Annotated in this window: 17 protein-coding genes; 8 read left to right on the top strand and 9 right to left on the bottom strand. The window is 73.7% G+C overall.

What is annotated here, in order from left to right; all coding sequences use genetic code 11:
• Positions 1 to 3 precede the first annotated feature (3 nt).
• The 4 genes from ACZ6KO_RS19395 to ACZ6KO_RS19410 are packed head-to-tail and all read left to right on the top strand — an operon-like array spanning position 4 to position 3,649.
• Positions 4 to 1,125, top strand: coding sequence for a right-handed parallel beta-helix repeat-containing protein (locus ACZ6KO_RS19395; protein ID WP_469305209.1), 1,122 nt, complete (start codon positions 4 to 6; stop codon positions 1,123 to 1,125).
• Positions 1,122 to 1,943 (top strand): glycosyltransferase family 2 protein, encoded by an 822-nt coding sequence (locus ACZ6KO_RS19400; protein WP_469305210.1) that lies wholly within the window; start codon positions 1,122 to 1,124, stop codon positions 1,941 to 1,943. The genes ACZ6KO_RS19395 and ACZ6KO_RS19400 overlap by 4 nt, the downstream gene beginning before the upstream one ends.
• Positions 1,944 to 1,994: 51 nt before the next feature.
• Complete coding sequence (locus tag ACZ6KO_RS19405) at positions 1,995 to 2,672, top strand: class I SAM-dependent methyltransferase (protein ID WP_469305211.1); 678 nt, start codon at positions 1,995 to 1,997, stop codon at positions 2,670 to 2,672.
• Positions 2,666 to 3,649: a class I SAM-dependent methyltransferase gene (locus tag ACZ6KO_RS19410; protein ID WP_469305212.1), complete on the top strand. Its 984-nt coding sequence runs from the start codon at positions 2,666 to 2,668 to the stop codon at positions 3,647 to 3,649. Before ACZ6KO_RS19405 ends, ACZ6KO_RS19410 begins: the two co-directional genes overlap by 7 nt.
• A 9-nt stretch (positions 3,650 to 3,658) precedes the next feature.
• Here ACZ6KO_RS19410 and ACZ6KO_RS19415 read toward each other — a convergent pair whose 3' ends face one another.
• Positions 3,659 to 4,615 (bottom strand): glycosyltransferase, encoded by a 957-nt coding sequence (locus tag ACZ6KO_RS19415; RefSeq protein ID WP_469305213.1) that lies wholly within the window; start codon positions 4,613 to 4,615, stop codon positions 3,659 to 3,661.
• Entirely contained in the window at positions 4,582 to 6,597 is a 2,016-nt protein-coding gene (locus tag ACZ6KO_RS19420; protein WP_469305214.1) for an O-antigen ligase family protein, read from the bottom strand. Before ACZ6KO_RS19420 ends, ACZ6KO_RS19415 begins: the two co-directional genes overlap by 34 nt.
• Before the next feature lie 80 nt (positions 6,598 to 6,677).
• Between ACZ6KO_RS19420 and ACZ6KO_RS19425 the strand changes: the two genes are divergently transcribed.
• On the top strand, positions 6,678 to 7,397 hold the full coding sequence (locus tag ACZ6KO_RS19425; protein WP_469305215.1) for a hypothetical protein: 720 nt from the start codon (positions 6,678 to 6,680) through the stop codon (positions 7,395 to 7,397).
• Positions 7,398 to 7,495: 98 nt separating this feature from the next.
• On the opposite strand, the gene ACZ6KO_RS19430 is transcribed toward ACZ6KO_RS19425, so the two are convergent.
• From ACZ6KO_RS19430 to ACZ6KO_RS19460, 7 genes are all read right to left on the bottom strand, one after another.
• Positions 7,496 to 8,542, bottom strand: a complete 1,047-nt coding sequence (locus ACZ6KO_RS19430; protein WP_469305216.1) for a glycosyltransferase — start codon at positions 8,540 to 8,542, stop codon at positions 7,496 to 7,498.
• A complete protein-coding gene (locus ACZ6KO_RS19435) occupies positions 8,539 to 11,835 on the bottom strand; it encodes a DUF4082 domain-containing protein (protein ID WP_469305217.1) in 3,297 nt (1,098 codons plus the stop codon). Before ACZ6KO_RS19435 ends, ACZ6KO_RS19430 begins: the two co-directional genes overlap by 4 nt.
• A gap of 27 nt (positions 11,836 to 11,862) precedes the next feature.
• Complete coding sequence (locus ACZ6KO_RS19440) at positions 11,863 to 12,978, bottom strand: DegT/DnrJ/EryC1/StrS family aminotransferase (RefSeq protein WP_469305218.1); 1,116 nt, start codon at positions 12,976 to 12,978, stop codon at positions 11,863 to 11,865.
• Positions 12,975 to 13,742 (bottom strand): NeuD/PglB/VioB family sugar acetyltransferase, encoded by a 768-nt coding sequence (locus tag ACZ6KO_RS19445; protein ID WP_469305219.1) that lies wholly within the window; start codon positions 13,740 to 13,742, stop codon positions 12,975 to 12,977. The genes ACZ6KO_RS19440 and ACZ6KO_RS19445 overlap by 4 nt, the downstream gene beginning before the upstream one ends.
• Positions 13,739 to 14,890, bottom strand: coding sequence for a DegT/DnrJ/EryC1/StrS family aminotransferase (locus ACZ6KO_RS19450; RefSeq protein WP_469305220.1), 1,152 nt, complete (start codon positions 14,888 to 14,890; stop codon positions 13,739 to 13,741). The genes ACZ6KO_RS19445 and ACZ6KO_RS19450 overlap by 4 nt, the downstream gene beginning before the upstream one ends.
• Positions 14,887 to 15,924 carry an SDR family NAD(P)-dependent oxidoreductase gene (locus ACZ6KO_RS19455; protein ID WP_469305221.1) on the bottom strand — a complete coding sequence of 346 codons (1,038 nt, stop codon included), beginning with the start codon at positions 15,922 to 15,924 and terminating at the stop codon, positions 14,887 to 14,889. Before ACZ6KO_RS19455 ends, ACZ6KO_RS19450 begins: the two co-directional genes overlap by 4 nt.
• Before the next feature lie 98 nt (positions 15,925 to 16,022).
• A complete protein-coding gene (locus ACZ6KO_RS19460) occupies positions 16,023 to 17,135 on the bottom strand; it encodes a Gfo/Idh/MocA family protein (RefSeq protein ID WP_469305222.1) in 1,113 nt (370 codons plus the stop codon).
• A 397-nt stretch (positions 17,136 to 17,532) separates the two neighbouring features.
• Between ACZ6KO_RS19460 and ACZ6KO_RS19465 the strand changes: the two genes are divergently transcribed.
• The 3 genes from ACZ6KO_RS19465 to ACZ6KO_RS19475 all read left to right on the top strand — a co-directional run bounded on the left by ACZ6KO_RS19465 (position 17,533) and on the right by ACZ6KO_RS19475 (position 20,987).
• Positions 17,533 to 18,426, top strand: coding sequence for a glycosyltransferase family 2 protein (locus tag ACZ6KO_RS19465; RefSeq protein WP_469305223.1), 894 nt, complete (start codon positions 17,533 to 17,535; stop codon positions 18,424 to 18,426).
• Positions 18,427 to 18,564: 138 nt separating this feature from the next.
• Positions 18,565 to 19,977, top strand: a complete 1,413-nt coding sequence (locus ACZ6KO_RS19470; protein WP_469305706.1) for an MFS transporter — start codon at positions 18,565 to 18,567, stop codon at positions 19,975 to 19,977.
• Positions 19,974 to 20,987 carry a TolB family protein gene (locus tag ACZ6KO_RS19475; protein ID WP_469305224.1) on the top strand — a complete coding sequence of 338 codons (1,014 nt, stop codon included), beginning with the start codon at positions 19,974 to 19,976 and terminating at the stop codon, positions 20,985 to 20,987. Before ACZ6KO_RS19470 ends, ACZ6KO_RS19475 begins: the two co-directional genes overlap by 4 nt.
• Positions 20,988 to 21,060: the final 73 nt, after the last annotated feature.

The following is a 21,060-nucleotide window of genomic DNA, read 5'->3' on the forward strand; positions in this document are numbered from 1 at the left end:
CCGATGTCACGGCGCATCCGCCGTATCCCGCTCGCGGGCCTGCTGCTCGCGGCCTTACTGGCGGTCCTGGGCGTGGCCTGCTCGGGACCCGACCGCTCCGCGCCACCGGACTGCCCGGACGACGCGCGGACCTGCCCCGCGAGCCCGTCCTCGGCGCCCCCGGCCGCGGCCGGACCGGCGACGGGCGCTCCCGCCGCCTCCCCGTCGCCGTCCCCGTCGGGGACCGGGACACCGACGGGCGCCGGGAAGCCCGCCGCGACGCCGGGTTCCGGCAGCACGCCGGGCACCCCCGCGGCCAAGGCCGGCTGCTCCTCTCCCGGCGCCTGCGGCTTCCCCGACGCCGGTACCACCGGTCCGCGGATCCCCCTGACGCCCCACAACACCGGGTACATGGCCGTCCGTACCGACGGGCTCGTCATCCGGGGCTGGGACATCACCGGATCGCTCGACATCTACGCGAACAACGTCACCGTCATCGACTCCAGGATCACCTCGGACAACTGGTGGGGCATCAACCTGCGCCCCGGCTTCAGCGGCCTGCGGGTCCTGCACTCCACGATCACCGCCGTCCCCGGCAAGGGGCCGGACAACGGCGGCGTGGACTACGCCGTGTCGAACATGGGGGGCAGCTCCATCGAGGTCGGCTGGTGCGACATCTCGGTGTTCGGCGACGCCCTGTCCATGGGGCAGGGCAATCTGCACGACAACTACGTGCACGACCTCGTCCCCTTCGTCAACCTGGGCGGCGAGTGGCAGCACACCAACGCGGTCATCAGCGGCGGCGGCAACACCGGGCACCTGATCATCCGCCACAACACCCTGCTGAACCCGACCAGCCTCACGCAGGGCGCCTCGGGGAGCATCGGCCTGTTCGCGGACACCGGGGTGGTCCGCAACGTCACCGTGGACAACAACTGGATCGCCGGCGGGGCGTACGCCCTGTACGGCGGCAGCACCGGCGCCACCGGGATCCAGGTCACCGACAACATCTTCTCGACGCAGTACCACCCGCATTCCGGCGGGTACGGCGTGGTCGCCCACTGGAACCACGGCGGCGCCGGGAACGTGTGGCGGGGCAACCGGATGTCCGACGGCCGCCCGATCGAGCCCGAGCCGCCCCGGTGAGCGGCCTCGTACGCGGCCTCGTACGCGGCCTCGTCCGCGTGCCCTGGACGCTGCTCAAGGCGGTGTTCGGCTGGCTGGTGCTGTTCGAGACCCGGAACAAGATCTGGCTCGCGCCCACCGCCGTCCGGCTGCGCCGGTTCGAGGACGCGCAGACCCGGCGGCTGGCCGCCGCCCTGTCCGCGCCGCCCTCGGCGCTCGTCGCCACGGTCATCGCCACCCACCGCCGCCCCGACGCGCTGCGCGCGGCGGTGGCCTCGGCGCTGGCGCAGAGCGTGCGCGACCAGGTCGTCATCGTCGTCGACGACGGGGCGGGCCTGCCCGAACTGCCGGACGATCCACGGCTGTTCGCCGTCTCGCTGGCGCGCAACACCGGCACCGCCGGAGTCGTCCGCAACGTCGGGATCCGGCTGACCCGGTCCCGCTACGTGGCGTTCCTGGACGACGACAACCTCTGGGAGCCGGACCATCTCGCCCGCGCACTGGCGGTGCTGGAGTCGCCCGGCGGCCCCGACGGGGTCTACACGGCGCTGCGCCGGGTCCTGCCCGACGGCAGCGAGAACGACGTCCTGTCGGTGCCCTACGACCGGCGCCGGGCGGCCCGCGAGTCGTTCCTGGACACCAACGCCTTCGTCGCCCGCCGCAACCGCTCCCTGCACTTCAGCCGGCTGCGCCGGACGCCGGAGGTGATGCCCCGCGAGGACTGGGAGCTGATCCGCCGGTACGGCCGTCGGCACCGGGTGCTCCATGTGCCGCACCCCACCGTCCGGTACCTGATGAACCCGTCCAGTTTCTACACCCAATGGGAACGGCCCAGTTGAAGGTCGTCGCCCCCGCACCCCATCCGCTCCGACCACGAGGTGGTTGATCCCTTGCCCCGATCGCGTGCCCTCAGGAACAAGTTCGTCGACGCACCCGGCTCGCTGGGTGAACGGCTGCGCATCGCCCGCTGGGAACGCTTCCAGCGCTGCTTCCCCGGCATCGAGGGCATGAGCGTCGTGGACCTGGGCGGGACGGCCGAGATGTGGCTACGCGCGCCGGTGCGCGCCAAGCGCGTCCACCTGATCAACCTGGAGGAGCATCCCGCCGAACTGCCCGACTGGATCACCGCGGAGGTCGCCGACGTCACCGACCCGGCGGTCGCCGCCGAGCTGAGCGGCGCCGGTGGCTACGACCTGGTGTTCTCCAACTCGACCATCGAGCACGTGGGCGGCCACAGCCAGCGCCGGCGGTTCGTCGCCGCCGTCGAGCAGCTGGCGCCGCTGCACTGGATCCAGACGCCGTACCGCTATTTCCCGGTCGAGCCGCACTTCGTGGCGCCCGGCTTCCAGTTCCTGCCGCTGGCCGCCAGGACCCGGCTGGTGCGGCACTGGCCGCTCGTCCACAGCCGTCCCGACAGCCCCGAGTCGGCGATGAACGCCGTGATCAACATCGAGCTGCTGACCCGTGCCGAGATGCGCTACCTCTTCCCCCGGTCGGTGCTCCTCGGCGAGCGGGTGCTCGGTGTCACGAAGTCGCTGACAGCCGTACGAACGGAGCGCGCATGCTGAACAACCTGATCAACCGACACGACGCGGACCGGCTGCTGCGCAAGGTGCGCCGGCTGGAACTGGACCCGGTGCTGGCCAAGCTGCGGGTACGCGGGGGCGCGCGGGTGGTCCAGCACTGGTCGCAGGTCGACCCGTCGCTGACCGAGTGGTGGGCGATCCCGGGGGTCATCAAGCGGTGGAACCTGCTGATGACCGGCGACGCGGACACCTCCTACCCCCAGTACGTGGCCGCCCGGCACTTCGCGCCGCGCACCGATCTGCGCGGCCTGTCGCTGGGGTGCGGCACCGGCGGGAACGAACTGCTCTGGGCGAGGACCGGCGCGTTCGGCCTGCTGGAGGGGGTGGACGTGGCGCAGCAGCGGATCGACTTCGCCACCCGGGCCGCAGCCGAGCACGGCCTCGCCGACGTCCTGCGCTTCCGGGTCACCGACGTCAACCGGATGGCCGACGACGGGGAACGCTTCGACGTCCTGCTGGGCCTGCAGTCGCTGCACCATTTCGACGACCTCGACGCGACCCTGCCCCGGCTCGCCCGGCTGATCGTGCCCGGCGGGCTGTTCGTGGTCGACGAGTTCGTCGGCCCCACCCGCTTCCAGTGGACCGACGGCCAGCTGGACGCGGCGAACGCACTGCTGGCCCGGTTGCCCGAGGAGCGGCGGCGGCTGGCCGACGGCCGGATCAAGCGCCGTGTCGTACGGCCCAGCAGGCTGTCGATGGTGCTGGACGACCCCTCGGAGGCGGTCGACGCGGCGGCGCTGCTGCCGGGTCTGCGGCGCCACTTCGAGGTGGTCGAGGAGCGGCCGTACGGGGGCACGGTGCTGCACATCGCGCTCTCCGGGATCGCGCACCACTTCCGTGACCAGGAGCCGGAGACGCTGGAGCTGCTGGAGCGGTGCTTCGCCGCGGAGGACGCGGCGCTCCCGGACGTGGGGCACGACTTCGTCGCCCTGGTCTGCCGGCGGCGCGGCGAGCGCTGAGCCCGGCGGTCAGGGCCCCGGTGTCGTGCGCAGGGCGCCCGGTCGGGCCAGTGCGGCCGCGGCCGCCCGGCTCGCCGGGCGGCCGAGCGCGGCGCGCGAGGTCTCCCGGAGCAGGACGGCGGCACGGAAGGCGGCGGTGGCGGCCGCTCCGTGGCGGCGGCCGTAGAGCCTGACCCGGTTGAGGGTCAGCAGGGTCCACAGGCGGGGCGAGACCTGCGAGTCGCCGCCGAGGTGGACCGCCGAGGCGGCGGGCTCGAGGCGGGTGACGAAGCCGAGGTCGCGGGCCCTCAGGCAGTACTCGGTCTCCTCCGAGTACAGGAAGAAGGACTCGTCCCAGGCGCCGCAGGCGTCCAGGCAGGGGCGGGAGAGCGCCATCAGCGCGCCGGTCGCCCAGTCGGCCACGGTGGCCCGTCCGTACGCGGACGGATCGGTGACCAGTTCGCTCCAGCGCGGGAAGCGTCCCGCCCGGCGGTTGCCGATCACCGCCTCGCCCAGGGCGCGCGTCACCCGCGACTCCCGGCGCAGCGAGTGGTGGCGGGTGCCGTCCTCCTCGTACAGCAGCGGGACGGTGATCCCGACGCGGCGCCCGCCGGCCAGGGGGGCGTCGAGCGCGTCCACGAGGAGCGCCGCGCAGCCCCGGCTCATCCGGACGTCCGGATTGCAGACCAGGGCCGCGCAGAAGCCGTCCTCCCACCCGGCGGCGGCCGCGAGGGCGGCGTTCACCCCGGCCGCGTAGCCGGCGTTGCGGCCGGTCTGGACGACGGTCGCGTCCGGGGCCAGCGAGCGGACCAGGTCCACGGTGCCGTCGGCCGAGTCGTTGTCGGCGACGACCAGGCGCCAGTCCAGCCCGGCCATGCCCGCCGGCAGCGAGGCGAGGAACTCCGGCAGCACCCCGGCGCTGTTCCAGGTGACGACGAGGACGGCGACGGGGCCTAGGGGGCGGACGGGACGGGAGGGGCCGGGCATGGGGACTCCACGGTTCGGGGCTTCGGCGCCTCGCGCCGGATGAAGCCGAGGTAGCTGCCTCCGGCGGCGATCGTCAGGAAGAAGATCCCGGCGAACATCGGGAAGCTGAGGGCGTCGAAGGTGGCGCTGATGACCAGGGCGACGAGGGCCGAGGCGAAGAAGGCCTGCCCGAGCTCACGGTCGGATTCGGTACGGGCCAGTCTGCGGATGGCGCCGCCCTGGTGGATGCCGGCGAGGAGCAGGACCAGGAGCGCGAGCAGCCCCAGGAGGCCCGTCTCGGCCAGCGTCAGCATGTACTGGTTGTCGGTGAAGAAGAACAGCTCGGGCAGGAAGGTGCCGAAGCCCCGCCCGAACAGGAGGTGTTCGTCGAGGTAGGGGAGGATCGCGCTGTACTTGACGGTGCGCGCCTGGGTGCTGCTGTCGGAGTTGGCGAAGAAGGACGCGAACAGCGTGGTGATGGTGCCGATCAGCCCGGGAACGATCACCTTGAAGCAGGCCACCGAGCACAGCAGCACGCCGATGGCGGTCCAGCGCCGCTGCGGCTTCCAGCGCGGCACCATCACCAGCACCACGATGAGCGCCCCGATGATGGAGGTCCTCGACACGGTGAGCGGCAGGGCACCGCCCATCAGCACCACCGGCCCCCAGCGGCGCCAGCCGCTCAGGTGCCGGCGTACGGGGTCGAAGGCCTGCTGGACGGCGAAGGGCAGCAGGATGGCGAGCATGCCGCCGAACTCCAGGGGCTGCGCGGTGGTGGAGCGCGGCCGGGTGAAGGAACCGCGGTCCAGGGCGGTGATCTGCGCGACGCTCGACTGGAGCCCGGGGATGCTGATCCGGTCGGCGATGTTGGTCGCGGTGAAGAAGTCGTAGAAGCCGATGGCGGCGACCACCGTCCCCATCACCACGGCCCGCCGCATCAGGACGTCGAGGCGTGCGCGGTCCTGGATGCCGGCGGAGACCAGCACGACCAGCGACACCCACACGAGCAGCCCGATCAGGCCGCGGTCGGCCGCGAGGACCTCCTTCTGCGAACTGCCGCGCGCCGCGTTCACGAGGTAGGAGGCCAGGACCGAGACGGCCAGCAGCCACATCGCCACGCGGGGCAGCCGGGTGCCCGGCGCCGGGCGGGCCCGGCCGGTCAGCCAGGTCGCCAGGTACCAGAACAGGGCCAGGAGGGCGAACGCGTTGGCCGGGGTGCCCACGCCGCCCAGACCCGGCAGGGTCAGGTTCGAGGGGATGAAGAGGGCCAGCCCCAGATAGCCGCTGAGCACGGCGACGACGTCCAGCCGTCCGGCGCGGGGCCTGCCGCGGGCACGCCTGCGGCGTACGCGCGCCGCGGGCCCGCCCGCCCGGGCCGCGGCCTCCCGCCGCCGCCGGCGGGCCACCAGCAGGGCCTCCGTGACGAAGGAGAGCGTGAAGCCGGCGACGAGCGAGGCGATGACGACGGCGAGCACCTGCTGGTAGCGGCTCTTGAGCTGGGGCACCGGGGTCTGCGGCAGCACCACCGGAGCGGTGTGCACGAAGTACGCGGGCTGCACCTTGGCGGCCACCTGGAGGGCGGTGAGCTGTTCCCCGGCGAACGCGGTGAGCGTGCTGGTCTCCCCCAGCACCTTCGCCCGGTCGGTGCCCGTGACGGTCAGGGTGAGCACGGGGCCCGAGGTGTTGGCGGCGAAGCCGACGGTGTAGGGGTCGGTCACGCCGAGGCCGTACAGGTCCCGGGCCGCGTCGGCCCCCGACAGGGTCCGGATCAGCACGTCGGCGGTCACGACGAGGGAACCGCCGGCGTTGGAGATGGGGTTGCCGAAGGCGGGGGCCAGTTCGGCCACCGCCGTGGAGTCGAGCAGGGTGACCGAGCTCTGCGACTGGTAGGACACCGGCACCGAGCGGTACAGGTGCAGGCCGGCCAGCAGTCCGAGCACGGCCAGCGGCACCATGACGTACCAGCGGCGCCGGAGCACCGCGGCTATCTCCGCGATGCTCACGCGCGCCCCCCGCGAGGTGCCGGAACCGATGGCGGTGGGGCTTGCGTCCTGAAAAGATCGAACGCGACGGAAGGAATCCTGTGTCGCCTGGTGAGTTGTTCCGCGCACTGCGCCGCCGCTGGTACGTCCTGGTCCTGGCGGCGGTGGTCGCGGCCGCCGGAGCCCTCCAGGTGCTCCGGCCCACCCGGACCTACGTCAGCTCCGCGATCGTCGTGCTCAAGCCGCCGGTGACCGGAGGTCAGCCCAACCAGCTGACCAATCTGCAGCCGCCGCTGGCCGCGGTCTCCTACGCGGCCGTGCAGCAGCTCCAGTCGCCGGCCGGGGCGGCCGAGCTGCGGGCCGCGGGGGTGACGGGGACGTACCGGCTGATGCCCCGCAACAGCGGCACCAGCGTCACCCCGGCCTATCTGATCCCCTCGCTCCAGGTGCAGGCCGAGCACGCGGACGCCGCGACGGCCGACCTGTCCGTACGGAAGGTCGTCGAGGCCTACACCCGGCACGTGGCGGACATGCAGGCCGAGCAGCGGATCCCGGAGTCGGCCCGGATGAGCGTGACGCTCCTCGTGCCGCCGACCGCGGTCGCGCAGACCGGGACCAAGAGCCGCGGGCTGGCCGGGACGGCGCTGCTCGCGGGCGTCTGCGGGGTGGCCGCCGCGCTGTGGACCGACCGGCTCCTCACACACCGGAACCGGCGCCGACGCGAAGGCGCCGGCACCGGTCCGCAGTCCACGGACGAGTCCGGCGACGGGGCCGGCGACGGAGCCGCCGTCCGGGTGCCGGCGGCCGCGGCGGCCCGCTGAGGAAGCGGGCCGCCGGGCCGGACCGGGCGCCGACGGCGCCCCGGGGCCGGGGCGGTCGTACGGATGGCGCGGGTGGTACGGGTGGTGCTGCTGGTTCATCAAATCCCTCGGCGCTTCCAGGACTCCCACCACAGCCACTCGCGCCCCCGCTCGGCGACGGCCGAGAGCACCAGCGGCTGGAGGTACGGCATCACACGGGCCCCGACCCGCCGGCGCCGCAGGAGCGCCCGGTACTCGGCCAGCGAGGTGTAGCCGGGCAGGCACTCGGCGGCGAACGCCTCGAGGTCCTCGACCGGCACCACCCCGGTACGCCCCCGGTCGTACGCGCGGTAGGCGCGCCGCAGGGCGTACCGGGCGAGCCGGGTGCGGGCCGCCACCGACAGCCGGTCCGCCTCGGGGAGCAGGCCCGCGCACTTGTCCAGCACCGAGTCGAAGGCGACGAGGCGCTGGCGCAGGTCGTCGAGCTGTCCGCCGAAGTCCGTGGTGGACATGTTGTTGCCGTGGACGCGGTAGAAGGCCTGGTCGGCCCCGCGGACGTAGCCGACGTCGGCGTGGGCCGCGAGCCGCATCCACATCTCGATGTCGCCGGCGTGCGGGAGGTCCGGGTCGTAGCCTCCGACCTTGCGCTGGAGGCTGGTGCGGACGACCACCTCGGGCGAGGTGATGCACCCGGTGCCCTCCCTGAAGCGCCGCTCCAGCCACCACCGCCCCGGGTAGACCACCGACCCGGTGCTGCGGGTGCGGGCGGCGGGCAGCGGCCCGCCGTGCTGGAACCGCAGCGGCCGGCCGTACGCGAAGCCGGCCTCCGGGTGGGCGTCGAGCAGGGCCGCGGCGCGCGCCAGCGCGCCGGGGACCAGCCGGTCGTCGGCGGAGAGCAGGGCGACGTAGTCCCCGTCGGCCCACTCCAGCAGGCCCTCGTTGTAGGTGGCGATATGGCCCCGGTTGCTCTCGTGGACCGTGACCTCGATCCGCGGGTCGGCGGCCGCCAGCGCCCGGGCGACGTCCGCGGAGTCGTCGGGCGAGGCGTCGTCGATGATCAGTACGCGGACGTCGACGCCCGGCTGCTCGTCCAGGACGCTGCGGACGCAGTCGGCGAGGAAGTGGCCGTACTTGTAGCAGGGGATCACCACGCTGACGGTGCTCACGGGCCGGTCACCTCCGTGGACCCGTCCGTCTGGACGCCGCTGGGCGGGGTCGTGGTGAAGACGGGACCGACCCAGTAGTTCACCGAGCCGAAGGTGTTCGACGGGAACGCCGTGGACGTCCCGTACTTGTACAGCCCGTTGGCGCTCCCGGGCGTGTCGGCCGGGGCCACCAGCGGATAGGAGCGGTGGGCGCCGGTGAAGTAGGCGCCGTCCACCGAGTAGTTGCCGTTCGGCGCGTGGTAGGAGGCCACGTACGTGGTGCCCGCCGTGATGGGCACGGGCGCGGCGAACCGCAGCTGCTGCCAGCCGGAGGTGGTCTCGCTGCCGAAGGTGCCGGTGGCCAGCAGCGTGCCGGAGGCCGACCACAGACTGCCGGTGTGGGTGCCGGTGTTGCCGGGACCCTTGTAGAAGGTGACACCGGTGATGTAGCCGTTCACCGCGGACTGGAAGCGGGTGCCCAGTTCCACCGAGTTGGTGTCGTCGGTCACGTTGGCGGTGCTCGGTGTCGCGGTGCCGCTCCACAGGGTGCACGGGCAGTTCACCGTCGGCGGGCTGGCGCTGGTGGTGAAGGTCCACGTGACCGGCGCCGTCATGGCGTTGCCCCACAGGTCGGACGCCTGGACGGACGCGGTGTAGGTGGTGTTCAGGGCCAGTTCCGAGGACGGGGTGAAGGTCGCGCTGTTCGACGCGCCGAGGACCTTGGTGCCCGGGACGGTGGCGCCGCCGGAGTCCTTGACGGTGAACGTGAGCGTCTCCGCGTCGACGGCCGTGCTGAAGGTGGCCGTCACCGCCGCCGTGATCTGGGTCCCGGTCGCCGCGGACTGCGGCGAGGTCGCCGTGACGGTGGGCGGTGTGGTGCTCGCGGTGGAGGTGTCCAGGACCGCGTCCACCCAGTAGTTGCTGCCCGACGAGGCGGTGGAGGGGAATCCGCCGGTGGTGCTGTAGCGGTAGACGCCGTTGCCGCCGTCGGTGCCGCTCCTGAGCGCCGTGAGCGGGGCCAGGCCGGCGTCGGAGCCGGCGAAGGTGGTGTCGAAGGAGTAGCCGCCGTGCGGGGCGAAGTAGGAGGCGATGTAGGTGGTGTTCGGCTTGACGGGGACCGGGCTGGAGAAGTTCAGCTGCTGCCAGCCGGACGCCGTCTCGTTGGTGAAGGTGCCGGTGGCCAGGCGCTGGCCGGTGCTGCTCCACAGGCTGCCGGTGTGGGTCCCGGTGTTGGCCGGCGACTTGTAGAACCGGACGCCGGTGATGGAACCGGCCACCGAGGAGCGGATCTTCACGCCGAGCTCGACGGCGCCGCCGTCACCGGCGTTGACGGTGCCCGGCACGGCCGCGGCGGGCCACACGGTGCAGGGGCACTGCTGGGGCCCGACGGTCAGCGGGACCGTGGTGACCGGGCCGATGTTGACGCTGTCGTCGACGGCGCGCGCCTTGACCTGCACCGGGCCCGGGGTGGTCGGGGTCCAGGTGTAGCTCCAGGTTCCCAGGCCCGTGGTCGCCTTCCAGGTCGTCCCGCCGTCGGTGGACACCTCCACCCGGGCCACCACGCCGCCGGTGTCGCTCGCCGTGCCCGTGACGGTCACGGGGCGCAGCGCCGGTACGGTGGCGCCCGCCGCGGGGCTGGTCACGGTCACGGCCGGGCCGGTGGTGTCCGTGGACGCGGTCGAGGCGATCAGGTCGCTCTGCAGGGACTTGGGCTGGACGCCCATGTCGGCGAACACGTTCACCGTGGCCTGCTGCATGCGCTTGTCCGCGGTGACCACGGTGTCGTCGGGGTTGCTCGTGGGCATGTTGGTCAGGCCCCAGGACCACTGCACCGTGCCCGCGCCGAACACCAGGGCGCGCGAGGTCGGGTCGCGGAAGGCCACCAGGCTGTGGGTCGCGGTGCCGTTGCCGTACGTGTTGCCGTAGTCCTTGAGGAGCTTGCCGTCGTCGATGTCCACCGTGGTGGAGGACATCCGGATCTGCCCGGGCGGCCGGCTGGCGTTCTCCACGTCGCTGTCCCACTCGTAGCCGAGCGTCCCCGTGGGGAAGGTGGCGGTCTGCGAGGGGGTGAGGCTGGCGACGGAGGTGTTGCGCCACAGCCGCTGCTTGGCGAAGGTGCCGGGCACGGTGATCGCGTCGGCGCGGTAGCCGTTGACGCTGAACATCGAGCCGGTCAGCTGGTTCTGCGGCTGGAAGGGCCGTCCGCCCGTGGCGCTGGCCGGGTCCATGAAGGTGCCCGTCCAGATCCCGCTCGGGTCGGGGATGCCGTTCGGCTGCGGGAAGGACAGCTTGGTCTCCTTGTAGCAGACCAGGGTCCGGTTGGCGGTGTTCGTGCCGTCGATGCTCGGGGCGAGCCGGGTCTTCCAGAAGATCTCGTTGCCGCTGAAGTACGTCTGGTGCTGTCCGGCGCGGCGGGCGTTCAGGGCGTTGGTGAACTGCTCCTGGGTCCAGTACTCGTCGTGTCCGGAGGACATGAAGACCTTGTGGTGGCCCAGTTGTGCGGCGCCGCGGGTCGACATGTCGATGCCGGAGATGTAGCTGACGTCGTAGCCGTTGCGTTCCAGCCAGGAGATCATCTGGAACTCGGACCCGTAGATCCCGTTCTCGCCCCCGATGTCCATCGGCCGGTTGTAGCTGACCTCGTAGGCCCGGCCGTCCGGCGCGGGGCCGCCGCCGTCGTAGAGGTCCTGGCCGCCGTAGTTGTTGTACGCCTGCCAGGTCTGGTCGCTGGTCTGGACGACGATGTCGGAGCGGCTGGCGTCGTTGCGGACGACGAACGGGTACGGCATGACGCCGTTGCCGTCGGCCTGGTCGAAGTTGACGATGTACAGGCCGGACACGGCGTCCGAGGGCACGGTCCAGGTCGCGGTGACCGGCCAGTTGCCGCAGTCGACCAGACCCGTGGCCGGCTTGGTGGTGCAGGTGGCCGGGTTCCCGCCCGGCGCGAAGTTGGCCGGGTGGACCTGGGCCGCCTGCGCCGGGGTGGAGTGCAGGCGGGCCCCGTCGCCCCCGTAGTGGCCCAGCCGGTAGACCGACACCCGGTAGGGGGTCGGCGACTGGATCTTGAACTGCACGGTGTCGCCCGCCTGGACGCTCGTCCGGTCGGGGAAACCCTTGATGTCGCCGTAGGCGCTGGGCGCGAACCAGTCGGACATCGGCGTGCCCGGCTTGGAGTTCTCGCACACGATGGCGTTCGTGCCGGGACCGCAGGGGTCCGCCGCCCCCGCCACCGAGGAGGGGGGTAGGACCGTGGCCATCAGAGTCGCGACCACGGTGAAGAGGCCGTACCGGAGCAGCCTTGTCCGTCTGTTCATCTGTACCTCTTTTTGTGCGACAGGGCGTCAGCGCAGGGCGTCGGCGAGCGCGTCCACGACCCGCTGCTGTTGAGCGGCGGTGATCTGCGGGTAGAGCGGGAGGGAGAGCATCCGGTCGGACGCGTGCTCGGCGTGCGGGAAGTCCCCGCGTGCGTGTCCGAGGTGGCGGTAGGCCGGGGTGAGGTGGACGGGGGCCGGGTAGTGCACGCCCGCGCCGATGCCCTCCGCGTTGAGCTTGCCGACGACCGCGTCCCGGTCGGCTCCGTGGACGCGGACGACGTACAGGTGCCAGACGTGGACGTTGCCCCCGGCCGTGACCGGCAGGGTCAGGCGTCCGGCGGCCGCCGGGCCGGCCAGCAGGGCGTCGTAGCGGGCGGCGGCGGCGCGGCGGGCGGCGTTGCCGTCGGCCAGCCGGGCCAGCTTGGCCCGCAGGACGACGGCCTGGAGGCCGTCCAGACGGCTGTTGAACCCGGGGACGTCGTGCCGGTACTTGGCGATGCCGCCGTGGTTGGCCAGCGCCCGGACCAGCCCGGCCGCCTCCTCGTCGTCGGTGAGCACGGCGCCGGCGTCGCCGTACGCGCCGAGGTTCTTGCCCGGGTAGAAGCTGGTCGCGGCGATGGTGCCGCTGCCCGGGGCGCGGCCCTCGCGGGTGGCGCCCTGGCTCTGGGCGGCGTCCTCGACGACGTACGTGTGGGCGGGCAGCCGGCCGGCGAGCTCCGCGGTGTCGGCGCACTGTCCGTACAGGTGGACCGGGACGACGGCGCGGGTGGCGCCGGTGACCGCGTCGAGCGCGGCCTGCGGGTCCATCAGCAGGGTGTCGGGGAGGCAGTCCACCAGCACCGGCCGGGCGCCGGTGCGGGCGACGGCGCCGGCGGTGGCGATGAAGGTGTTGGCGGGCAGCACCACCTCGTGCCCGGCGCCCACCCCGCGGGCGCGCAGGGCCAGTTCGAGCGCGTCGGTGCCGTTGGCCACGCCCACGCAGTGTCCGACGCCGGCGAAGGCGGCGTACTCGCGCTCGAAGGCGCGGACCTCCTCACCGCCGATGAAGGCGGTGTCCGCCAGCACGCGGTCGAAGCCCTCGCGTACGTCCCCGGCGACCTCGGCGTGCGCCGCCTTCAGGTCGACGAGCGGTATCTGGTTCATCCGACTGTGCTCCCCATCCGTGTCTCCGGCCGCCGGCCGGTCATCTCCCCGTCGGCCCGCAGCTCGTCGAGCGCGGGCGCGTCGGCCGTGCGCAGCCGGCGGGCCGGGCTGCCGGCCCAGACCTCGCCGGGCGGTACGTCGCCGAGGACCGTGCTGCCCATGCCGGTCAGTGACCAGGCGCCGACCGTGGTGTACTCGCGGACCAGTGAGCCCGCGCCCACGTAGGCGCCCCGCCCCAGCCGCACCCCGCCGCCGAGGCGGACGCCCGAGGCGAGCGTGGCGAAGTCGCCGATCGCGTCGTCGTGGGTGAGCACCACCTGCGGCATCACGGCCACGTGGGAGCCCACCCGTACGGCGGCGGTCAGCACGCAGTGCGCGAGCAGCACCGAGCCGACGCCGAGCACGGAGGACGACGAGAGGGCCGCCGTGGGGTGGACCACGGTGGCGTAGCGGTGCGCGGGCAGCCCGAGCCGCCGTACCAGGCGGGCCCGGAGGGCGTAGTCGCGCGGACTGCCGACGCAGACCACCACGCGGGCCCGCGCCAGCTCGTGGACGCGTTCGCTGCCGCCGAGCACGGGCACGCCGTCGACGTCCCGGCCGTGCAGGGCCGGGTCGTCGTCGAGGTGCCCCAGCAGGCGCCAGCGCGGGGCGCGGCCGCTCGCCAGGCAGGCGGCGGCCAGGTCCCGTACCGCCTGGGCGGTCTCGCGGGCGAAACCGCCCGCTCCGACGATCAGCAGGTCCTCGGTGTCGTGGGGTGCGTTCATCCGCCGGCCCGTCCGCGCAGGGCGGCCACGACGCGGTCCTGCTGCTCCTCGGTCATGGTGTGGAAGAGCGGGAGGATCAGCGAGTCGCGGCTGATCCGCTCGGTGACGGGCAGCGGCGCCGCACCGTGCCCGGCGTAGGCCGGTTCCAGGTGCGAGGCCATGATGCCGCGCCGGGCCGAGATCCCGGCCTCGGCGAGGACGGCGAGCAGCTCGTCCCGGCCGAGGGGGAACTCCTCGGTCAGCAGGATCCAGTACGACTGGAAGTTGCCCTCGCCGTGCACGGGGTCGGTGACCGGGCGCACGCCCGGGACGGGGGCGAGCAGCTGCGCGTAGCGGGCCGCGAGCGCCCGGCGGCGGGCCACGATGGCGTCCAGCTTGCCCAGTTGCACCAGGCCGACCGCGGCCTGGATGTCGGTCATCCGGTAGTTGTAGCCGACCTCCAGATAGCTCTCGGCGATCGGGGTGGTGCTGGCGTGGCGCTGTGCGGCGGAGATGTTCATGCCGTGCTCGCGCAGCCGGCGCAGCCGCTCCGCCCACCGCGCGTCGTCGGTGGTGACCATGCCGCCCTCGCCGGTGGTGATCACCTTGCGGGGGTGGAAGGACCAGGCGGCGAGCAGGGCGCCGTGGCCGACCGACTTGCCGCCGACGGTCGCGCCGATGCCGCAGGCGGCGTCCTCGACCAGGGCGAGGCCCCAGTCGGCGCAGGCCGCGCGGAGGGCGGGTACGTCCGCGGGGACGCCGCCCTGGTGGACGGCGAGCACCGCCCTGGTGCGCGGGGTGCGGACGGCGTCGACGGTGGCCGGGGTCACGTTGCCGGTGGCTTCCTCGACGTCCGCGAACACCGGGTGCGCGCCCACGTACCGGACGGCGTTGGCTGTGGCGATGAAGGACAGCGAGGGCACGATCACCTCGTCGCCGGGGCCGAGCTCCAGCGCGATCAGTGCCAGGTGCAGGGCGGTGGTGCACGAACTCACCGCGATGCCGTGCTCGGCGCCCACGCGGTCGGCGAAGGCGCGCTCGAACTCGGCGACCCGGGGACCCTGGGCGACCCAGCCGGAGAGGACGGCGCCGGCGGCCGCCCGGGCCTCCTCCTCGCCGAGCCAGGGGATCATGACGGGGATGCGGGCGGGCGTGTCGGGGGCGCTCATCGGGCGGCCTCCCCGGACGCCGCGGCGGCGTCAGCGGTGCCGGCTCCGGCGGTGCCGGTTCCGGCGGCCGCCGCGCGTTCGGCGCGCCACCAGTCCACCAGGTCCCGCAGACCGGTGCGCAGGTCGATCCCGGCGGTGAAGCCGAGCCGCCCGGCGGCGCGCGTGGTGTCCGCGAGACGGCGGGTCACGCCGTTCACGGCGCGGGCCGGCCCGTGTTCGGGTACGAGGGTGTCCGCGCCCATGGCCTCCAGCAGGCCGTGCGCCAGCTCCAGCAGGCTGGTCTCGGTGCCGCTGGCGACGTTGAACACCTCGTCGGTCAGAGCGGACTCGGCGGCCAGCAGGTTGGCGCGGGCGATGTCGCGGACGTGGACGAAGTCCATGGTCTGAGTGCCGTCGCCGAGGATCAGCGGCGGTTGGCCGTCGGCGATCCGCTCCATCCAGCGGATCAGCACCTCGGTGTACAGGCCGTGGATGTCCATCCGGGGGCCGTACACGTTGAAGTAGCGCAGCGCGACGTAGTCCAGCCCGTACATGGAGTGGAAGCTGCGCAGCATGCCCTCGTTGAAGGCCTTCGCGGCCCCGTAGAAGGTGTCGTTGTGGTAGGGGTGGTGGCTCTCGGTGGTCGGGAAGGTGTCCGCCAGGCCGTAGACCGAGGCCGAGGACGAGGCGATCACCTTGCCCACGCCGGCGGCGGCCGCGGCCTCCAGCACGTTGAAGGTGCCGTCGACCATCACCTCGTTGGCCAGCCGCGGTTCCTCCGCGCACTGGGTGATGCGGATGGCGGCCAGGTGGAACACCAGGTCGGCGCCCTCGGTCGCCTTGCGCACGGCGGCCGCGTCGCGGATGTCGCCCTCGACGACGTCCACCACGCCGCTCGGCAGGGCGCGGGCGAGGTTGGCGGTGCGCCCCCGCACGAAGTTGTCGAGCACGACGATCTCGCGTGCCCCGTTGTCCACCAGCAGGTCCACCAGGTGCGAGCCGATGGTGCCCGCCCCTCCGGTGACCAGAATCCTCTTGCCTCGTACGCTGCTCAACGCCCTGCCCCTACTGAGTCGGTCGTGGTGCTTCCTGCTGCGCCCGGCGGGTGTGCGCGCGTCCGGGCGCGATGGTCAAGCGGCGGTACCGCCAACGGTCAGCGCCCGGTGCGCAGTCCGACGACCGCGCCGCGGAACTCCAGGCTCCGGGAGGCCGCTTCGAGGATGTCGAGGACCTGCAGACCCGCCCGGCCGTCGGTCAGCGGCGGCCGGCCGGTCCGGACGGCGGCGGCGAACTCCTCGACCATGGTGCGCAGGGCCTCCTTCTCGCCGAGCGCGGGCGCCACCATGTCGCCGGTCCGGTAGGAGACGAGCATGTCGCGGCGCTCGTCCGCGCCGATCTCCTGCGGGGCCGTCAGGTCCACGCCCCGGTCGTACACGGCGACGCGCTGGGTGGGGTTGAGGTCGTCCCACACCAAGGTGCGCTTGGAGCCGCCGACCATGGTGGTGCGGACCTTCACCGGGGAGAGCCAGTTGACGTGCACGTGGGCGATGGCGCCGGTGCTGAGCGTGAGCGTCAGGTACGACACGCAGGACTGGCCGGTGCCGATGGGGTCGGCGCCGTGCGCGGCGACGGCGACGGGCCGGACGTGCTCGGGGAGGATGAAGTCGAGGACCGAGAGGTCGTGGGGGGCCAGGTCCCACAGGACGTCGATGTCCTTCTGGACGAGCCCCAGGTTGATCCTGACGGAGTCGACGAACTGGATGTCGCCGAGTTCGCCGGAGCGGACCATGTCGCGGATGCGGGCCACCGCCGGGGTGTAGCAGTAGGTGTGGTCGCACATGAGGGTCAGGCCGCGTTCCTCGGCCTCGGTCACCAGGCGCAGCCCGTCCTCGTAGGTGGCGGCGAGCGGCTTCTCGACCAGGACGTGCTTGCCGGCGCGCAGGGCGGCCAGCGCCACGTCGAGGTGGGTGCCGGCCGGGGTGGCCACGGCGACCGCGTCGACGGCCGGGTCGGCGAGGACGGCCTCGTAGTCCGCGGTCGCCTGGACGGTGGAGTAGCCGCCGAGCACCTGGCGGGCCCGGTCGACGTTCAGGTCGCAGAGCCAGCGGAGCCGGAACTGCGGACTGGACTGGAAGTTGCGGACGAGATTGGGGCCCCAGTAGCCGGCGCCGACGACGGCGACGCCTAACGGTGGCACCGGTCCCGCGTCCGTGGCCGCGCCGTCCCGCCCCGTGTCCTTCGCGGTGTCCTTCGCGGTGTCCTTCACAGCGTTCCCCTTCCTTCCGCGCACGCCCGTGGGCGTATCGACGACCCATGGCCGGGAGGCGCGCGAAGGAAGGGGGTGCCGTCGGCGGCGGGCCGGGCGTCCTACGCGACCCGTGCCTGACCCGCCCGACGGTGATGGCCCCCCACGACCGATGCCCTGCGTGCTGTACGTACGCCCCCCGGCCGTCCGGCACCCCTCGCGCCGGTCCGGCCACGAGCGGGCGGCCCGTTCCCCCGAGCCACCGCACCCGCCCCAACTGCCCTGCTCCGGTCGGACTGCGGCGTCGCCGAAGCACGCCGAGTCCGCTCGGCGGGTTCAATCTAGACCACCGGGCCTACGCCCGGGGGGAGTTGGGGGAAACGGTCTGCGTGGTTGTCCGAGCGTGCATACTTCCCGGGTGACCAGCATCGTGATCCCGGCCCACAACGAGGGCCGGGTCATCGGCCGGCTCCTCGACGCGCTCCTGGCCGACGCCCCGGCGTCCGCGTCCGGACCCGACATCGTCGTGGTGTGCAACGGCTGCACCGACGACACCGCCGCCGTGGCGGGCGCGCGGGGTCCGCGCGTACGGGTGGTGGAGATACCGACCCCCTCCAAACACGCGGCGATGCGGGTCGGGGACGAGCACGCGCGGGGCTTCCCGCGGCTGTACGTGGACGCCGACGTCGAGTTCGGAGCGGCCGGTGTGCGGGCCCTGGCCGGCGCTCTCGCCGACGATCCGGGGCTCCTCGCCGCGGCCCCCGGCCGCGACATCCCGCTGGCCGGCTGCGCGTGGCCGGTCCGGGCGTACTACCGGGTCTGGCAACGGCTGCCGGCCGTGCGCGAGGGGCTGTTCGGGCGCGGGGTCATCGCGCTGTCCGGGCCGGGGCACGCGCGGATCGCCGCCCTGCCCCCGCTGATGGCCGACGACCTGGCCGCGTCCCTGGCCTTCGGGCCGGCGGAGCGGCGGGTGGTCGCGGAGGCCAGGGTCGTGGTGCACCCGCCGCGCACCTGGGGCGATCTGATCCGGCGGAAGGTACGGGCGGCGACCTCGTCGGCCGAACTGGAGCGCCACCAGGCGGTGTCGCCGCCCTCCGGGGCCGCGGGCGCGGGGTCGCCGGAGCCGGAGGCGCCGTCCGCGCGCACGAGTACGGGCGATCTGCGGGCGGTGCTGCGGGAGCGGCCGGGGCTGCTGCCCGGGGTCGTGGTGTTCGTCGTGGCTGCCCTCGCCACGCGGCGCCGGGCCGAGCGGGCGATCCGCGAGGGGGACTTCTCCACCTGGCTGCGCGACGAGAGCAGCCGGCGGGGCTGAGCCGGACGTCCGCCTCGTCCGGGGTGGCCGAATCGGGCCGAACGCCGCCCAAGTGGCCCGTACACCCCTTAGGGTTCCCCTCGCACGTACGAGTGATCACCAGTGAAGTGGACCGTCGGCACGGGGGGCTCGACCAGCATGTACCTCGCGGACCGCTCCGCGCCCGGGGGCGCGCAGGCCGCACCGGACGGGGCGTCGGCACGGGCGCCCGCGGTCGCCTCGGCCGTCGTCGCCCTCGGCACGGTCAGCCTGATCACGGACGTCTCCTCGGAGATGGTCACCGCCGTCCTGCCGCTGTACCTGGTGGCCGGACTGGGCCTGAGCCCGCTCGGGTTCGGCGCCCTCGACGGGGTCTACAACGGCGTCAGCGCGCTCGTGCAGCTGACCGGCGGTCATCTCGCCGACCGGGTCCGCAACCACAAGCTGGTCGCGGGCCTCGGCTACGGCCTGTCGGCGCTGTGCAAGCCGTTGCTGCTGCTGGCGCACAGCCTCACCACCGTGGGCGTGGTCCTCGCCCTGGACCGCACGGGCAAGGGCCTGCGCACCGCCCCGCGCGACGCGCTCATCTCGCTCTCCACGCCCCTCGAGTTACAGGGGCGGGCCTTCGGCGTGCACCGGGCCATGGACACCACCGGGGCGCTGCTCGGACCGCTGGCCGCCTTCCTGATCCTGAACCTGACGGTCGACGGCTACGACGCGGTCTTCGGCGTCAGCGCGTGCGTGGCCGCGCTCGGCGTCGTGGTGCTGATGCTGTTCGTCCCCGCCGGGCCCGTCACCCCCGGACCCACACGCTCCGCCCCCGTCCCCGCCGGGCCCGTCACCCCCGGCGCGGAGCCCGGCGTATCCGGGACGCCGGAGCCCGGGCGGGAGCCGGCCGCCGCGAAGGCGGGCGGCGGGGTGAGCGTGCGGGAGGGGCTGGCGCTGCTGCGGCTGCCCCGGCTGCGCGCCCTGGCGGCCTGCGCCGCCCTGCTGGGCCTGACCACCGTCAGCGACGCGTTCCTCTACCTGCTGCTCCAGGAGCGGACCGGCATCGGCGAGCGGTGGTTCCCGCTGCTCCCGCTGGGCACCGCCGCCGTGTTCCTGCTGCTGGCGGTGCCGGCCGGCGCCCTCGCCGACCGGATCGGTCGCCGCACCGTCTTCCTCACCGGGCACGCGCTGCTGCTCGCCGGGTACGGGCTGCTGCTGTGGGCCCCCGGCTTCCCCGCCCTGCCCTATGTGGTCCTCGCCCTGCACGGCATGTTCTACGCCGCCACCGACGGCGTCCTGCCCGCCGCCGTCGCCGCGACCGTCCCCGCGAGGCTGCGGGCCACCGGCATCGCCGTCGTCGGCACCGGCCAGGCGCTGGCCCGCTTCGGCTGCTCGCTCGCCTTCGGCGGCGCGTGGACGCTGTGGGGTTCCGGCCCGGCGCTCGCGGCCGCCGCGGCCGGTCTGTGCTGCTGCGCGGCCGTCGCCGGCTTCGTCCTGCGCCCGTCCGCCCCGGACGGCGACGCCCCCGGCCCCCACGGCGACCGGGCCACCCCCGCACCCCGAGCCCCCGGAGGACCCCGATGACGCGTTCGCGCCGGCTGCTCGTCCTCACCCTGGCCGTGCTGGTCCTCGGCGGCATCGGCGCCACGCTGGTCCTGCGCTCCGCCGCCCGCGCCGAACGGACCCGGGAGGGCGATCCGACGGTCGCCCGGGGCCCGGTCGCACTCGACCGCAAGGACGGGCTGGCCTTCCTCAACGGCGCCCCGGGCCCGCACCGCGGCGCCGTGGTCTCCGTCCCGGACCGCGATCCCCGGGCCGACCGCAGCGCCTCGGCGCTGACCTGCCAGCGGTTCCACGCGGCCGCCGGCACCGGCGTGTGCCTGAACTCCTCGCCGGGCGCGCTCGCCCAGGACAACAAGGCCCTGATCGTGGACTCCGAACTGCGCACCGTGCGCAGCTTCCCGCTCGCGGGCACCCCCTCGAGGGCCCGGGTCTCCCCCAGCGGCCGATTCGCCGCCTGGACGGTCTTCGTGGCCGGGGAGTCGTACGGCACCGCGTTCTTCTCCACCCGTACCGCGATCGTGGACACCCGGACCTGGGCGCTGGAGCCGGACCTGGAGAAGTTCGCCGTCGTGCTGGACGGGCGGCCCTACAGCGCGGGGGACGTGAACTTCTGGGGCGTCACCTTCGCCGGGGACGACGACACCTTCTACGCCACGCTGGGCACCGCCGGCCAGACCTACCTGGTGAAGGGGTCGGTCGCGGGGCGCAGCGTCACCACGCTCGCCAGGAACGTCGAGTGTCCGTCCCTGTCGCCGGACGGGACCCGGATCGCGTACAAGAAGCGCGTCCAGCGCGGCGCGCAGCTGTGGCGCGAGCACGTCATGGACCTGGCGACCCTGCGGGAGCAGCCGCTGGCGGAGAAGCGCAGCGTCGACGACCAGGCGCTGTGGCTCGACGACCGCACCCTCGTCTACGCCCTGCCCGCCGAGGGTGCGGTGGACACCACCGACCTCTGGACGGTCCCGGCGGACGGCACGGGTACCCCCAGGGTCCTGACGCCGGGCGCCTCGTCCCCGACCCGGCTGGGCTGACGGCGAACGGCGAACGGCGAACGGCCCACCGTGCGGGGTGCGCACGGTGGGCCGGGCGGGGTGGCCGGGGTGG

The sequence above is a fragment of the Streptomyces sp. NPDC042102 genome (assembly GCF_055582305.1).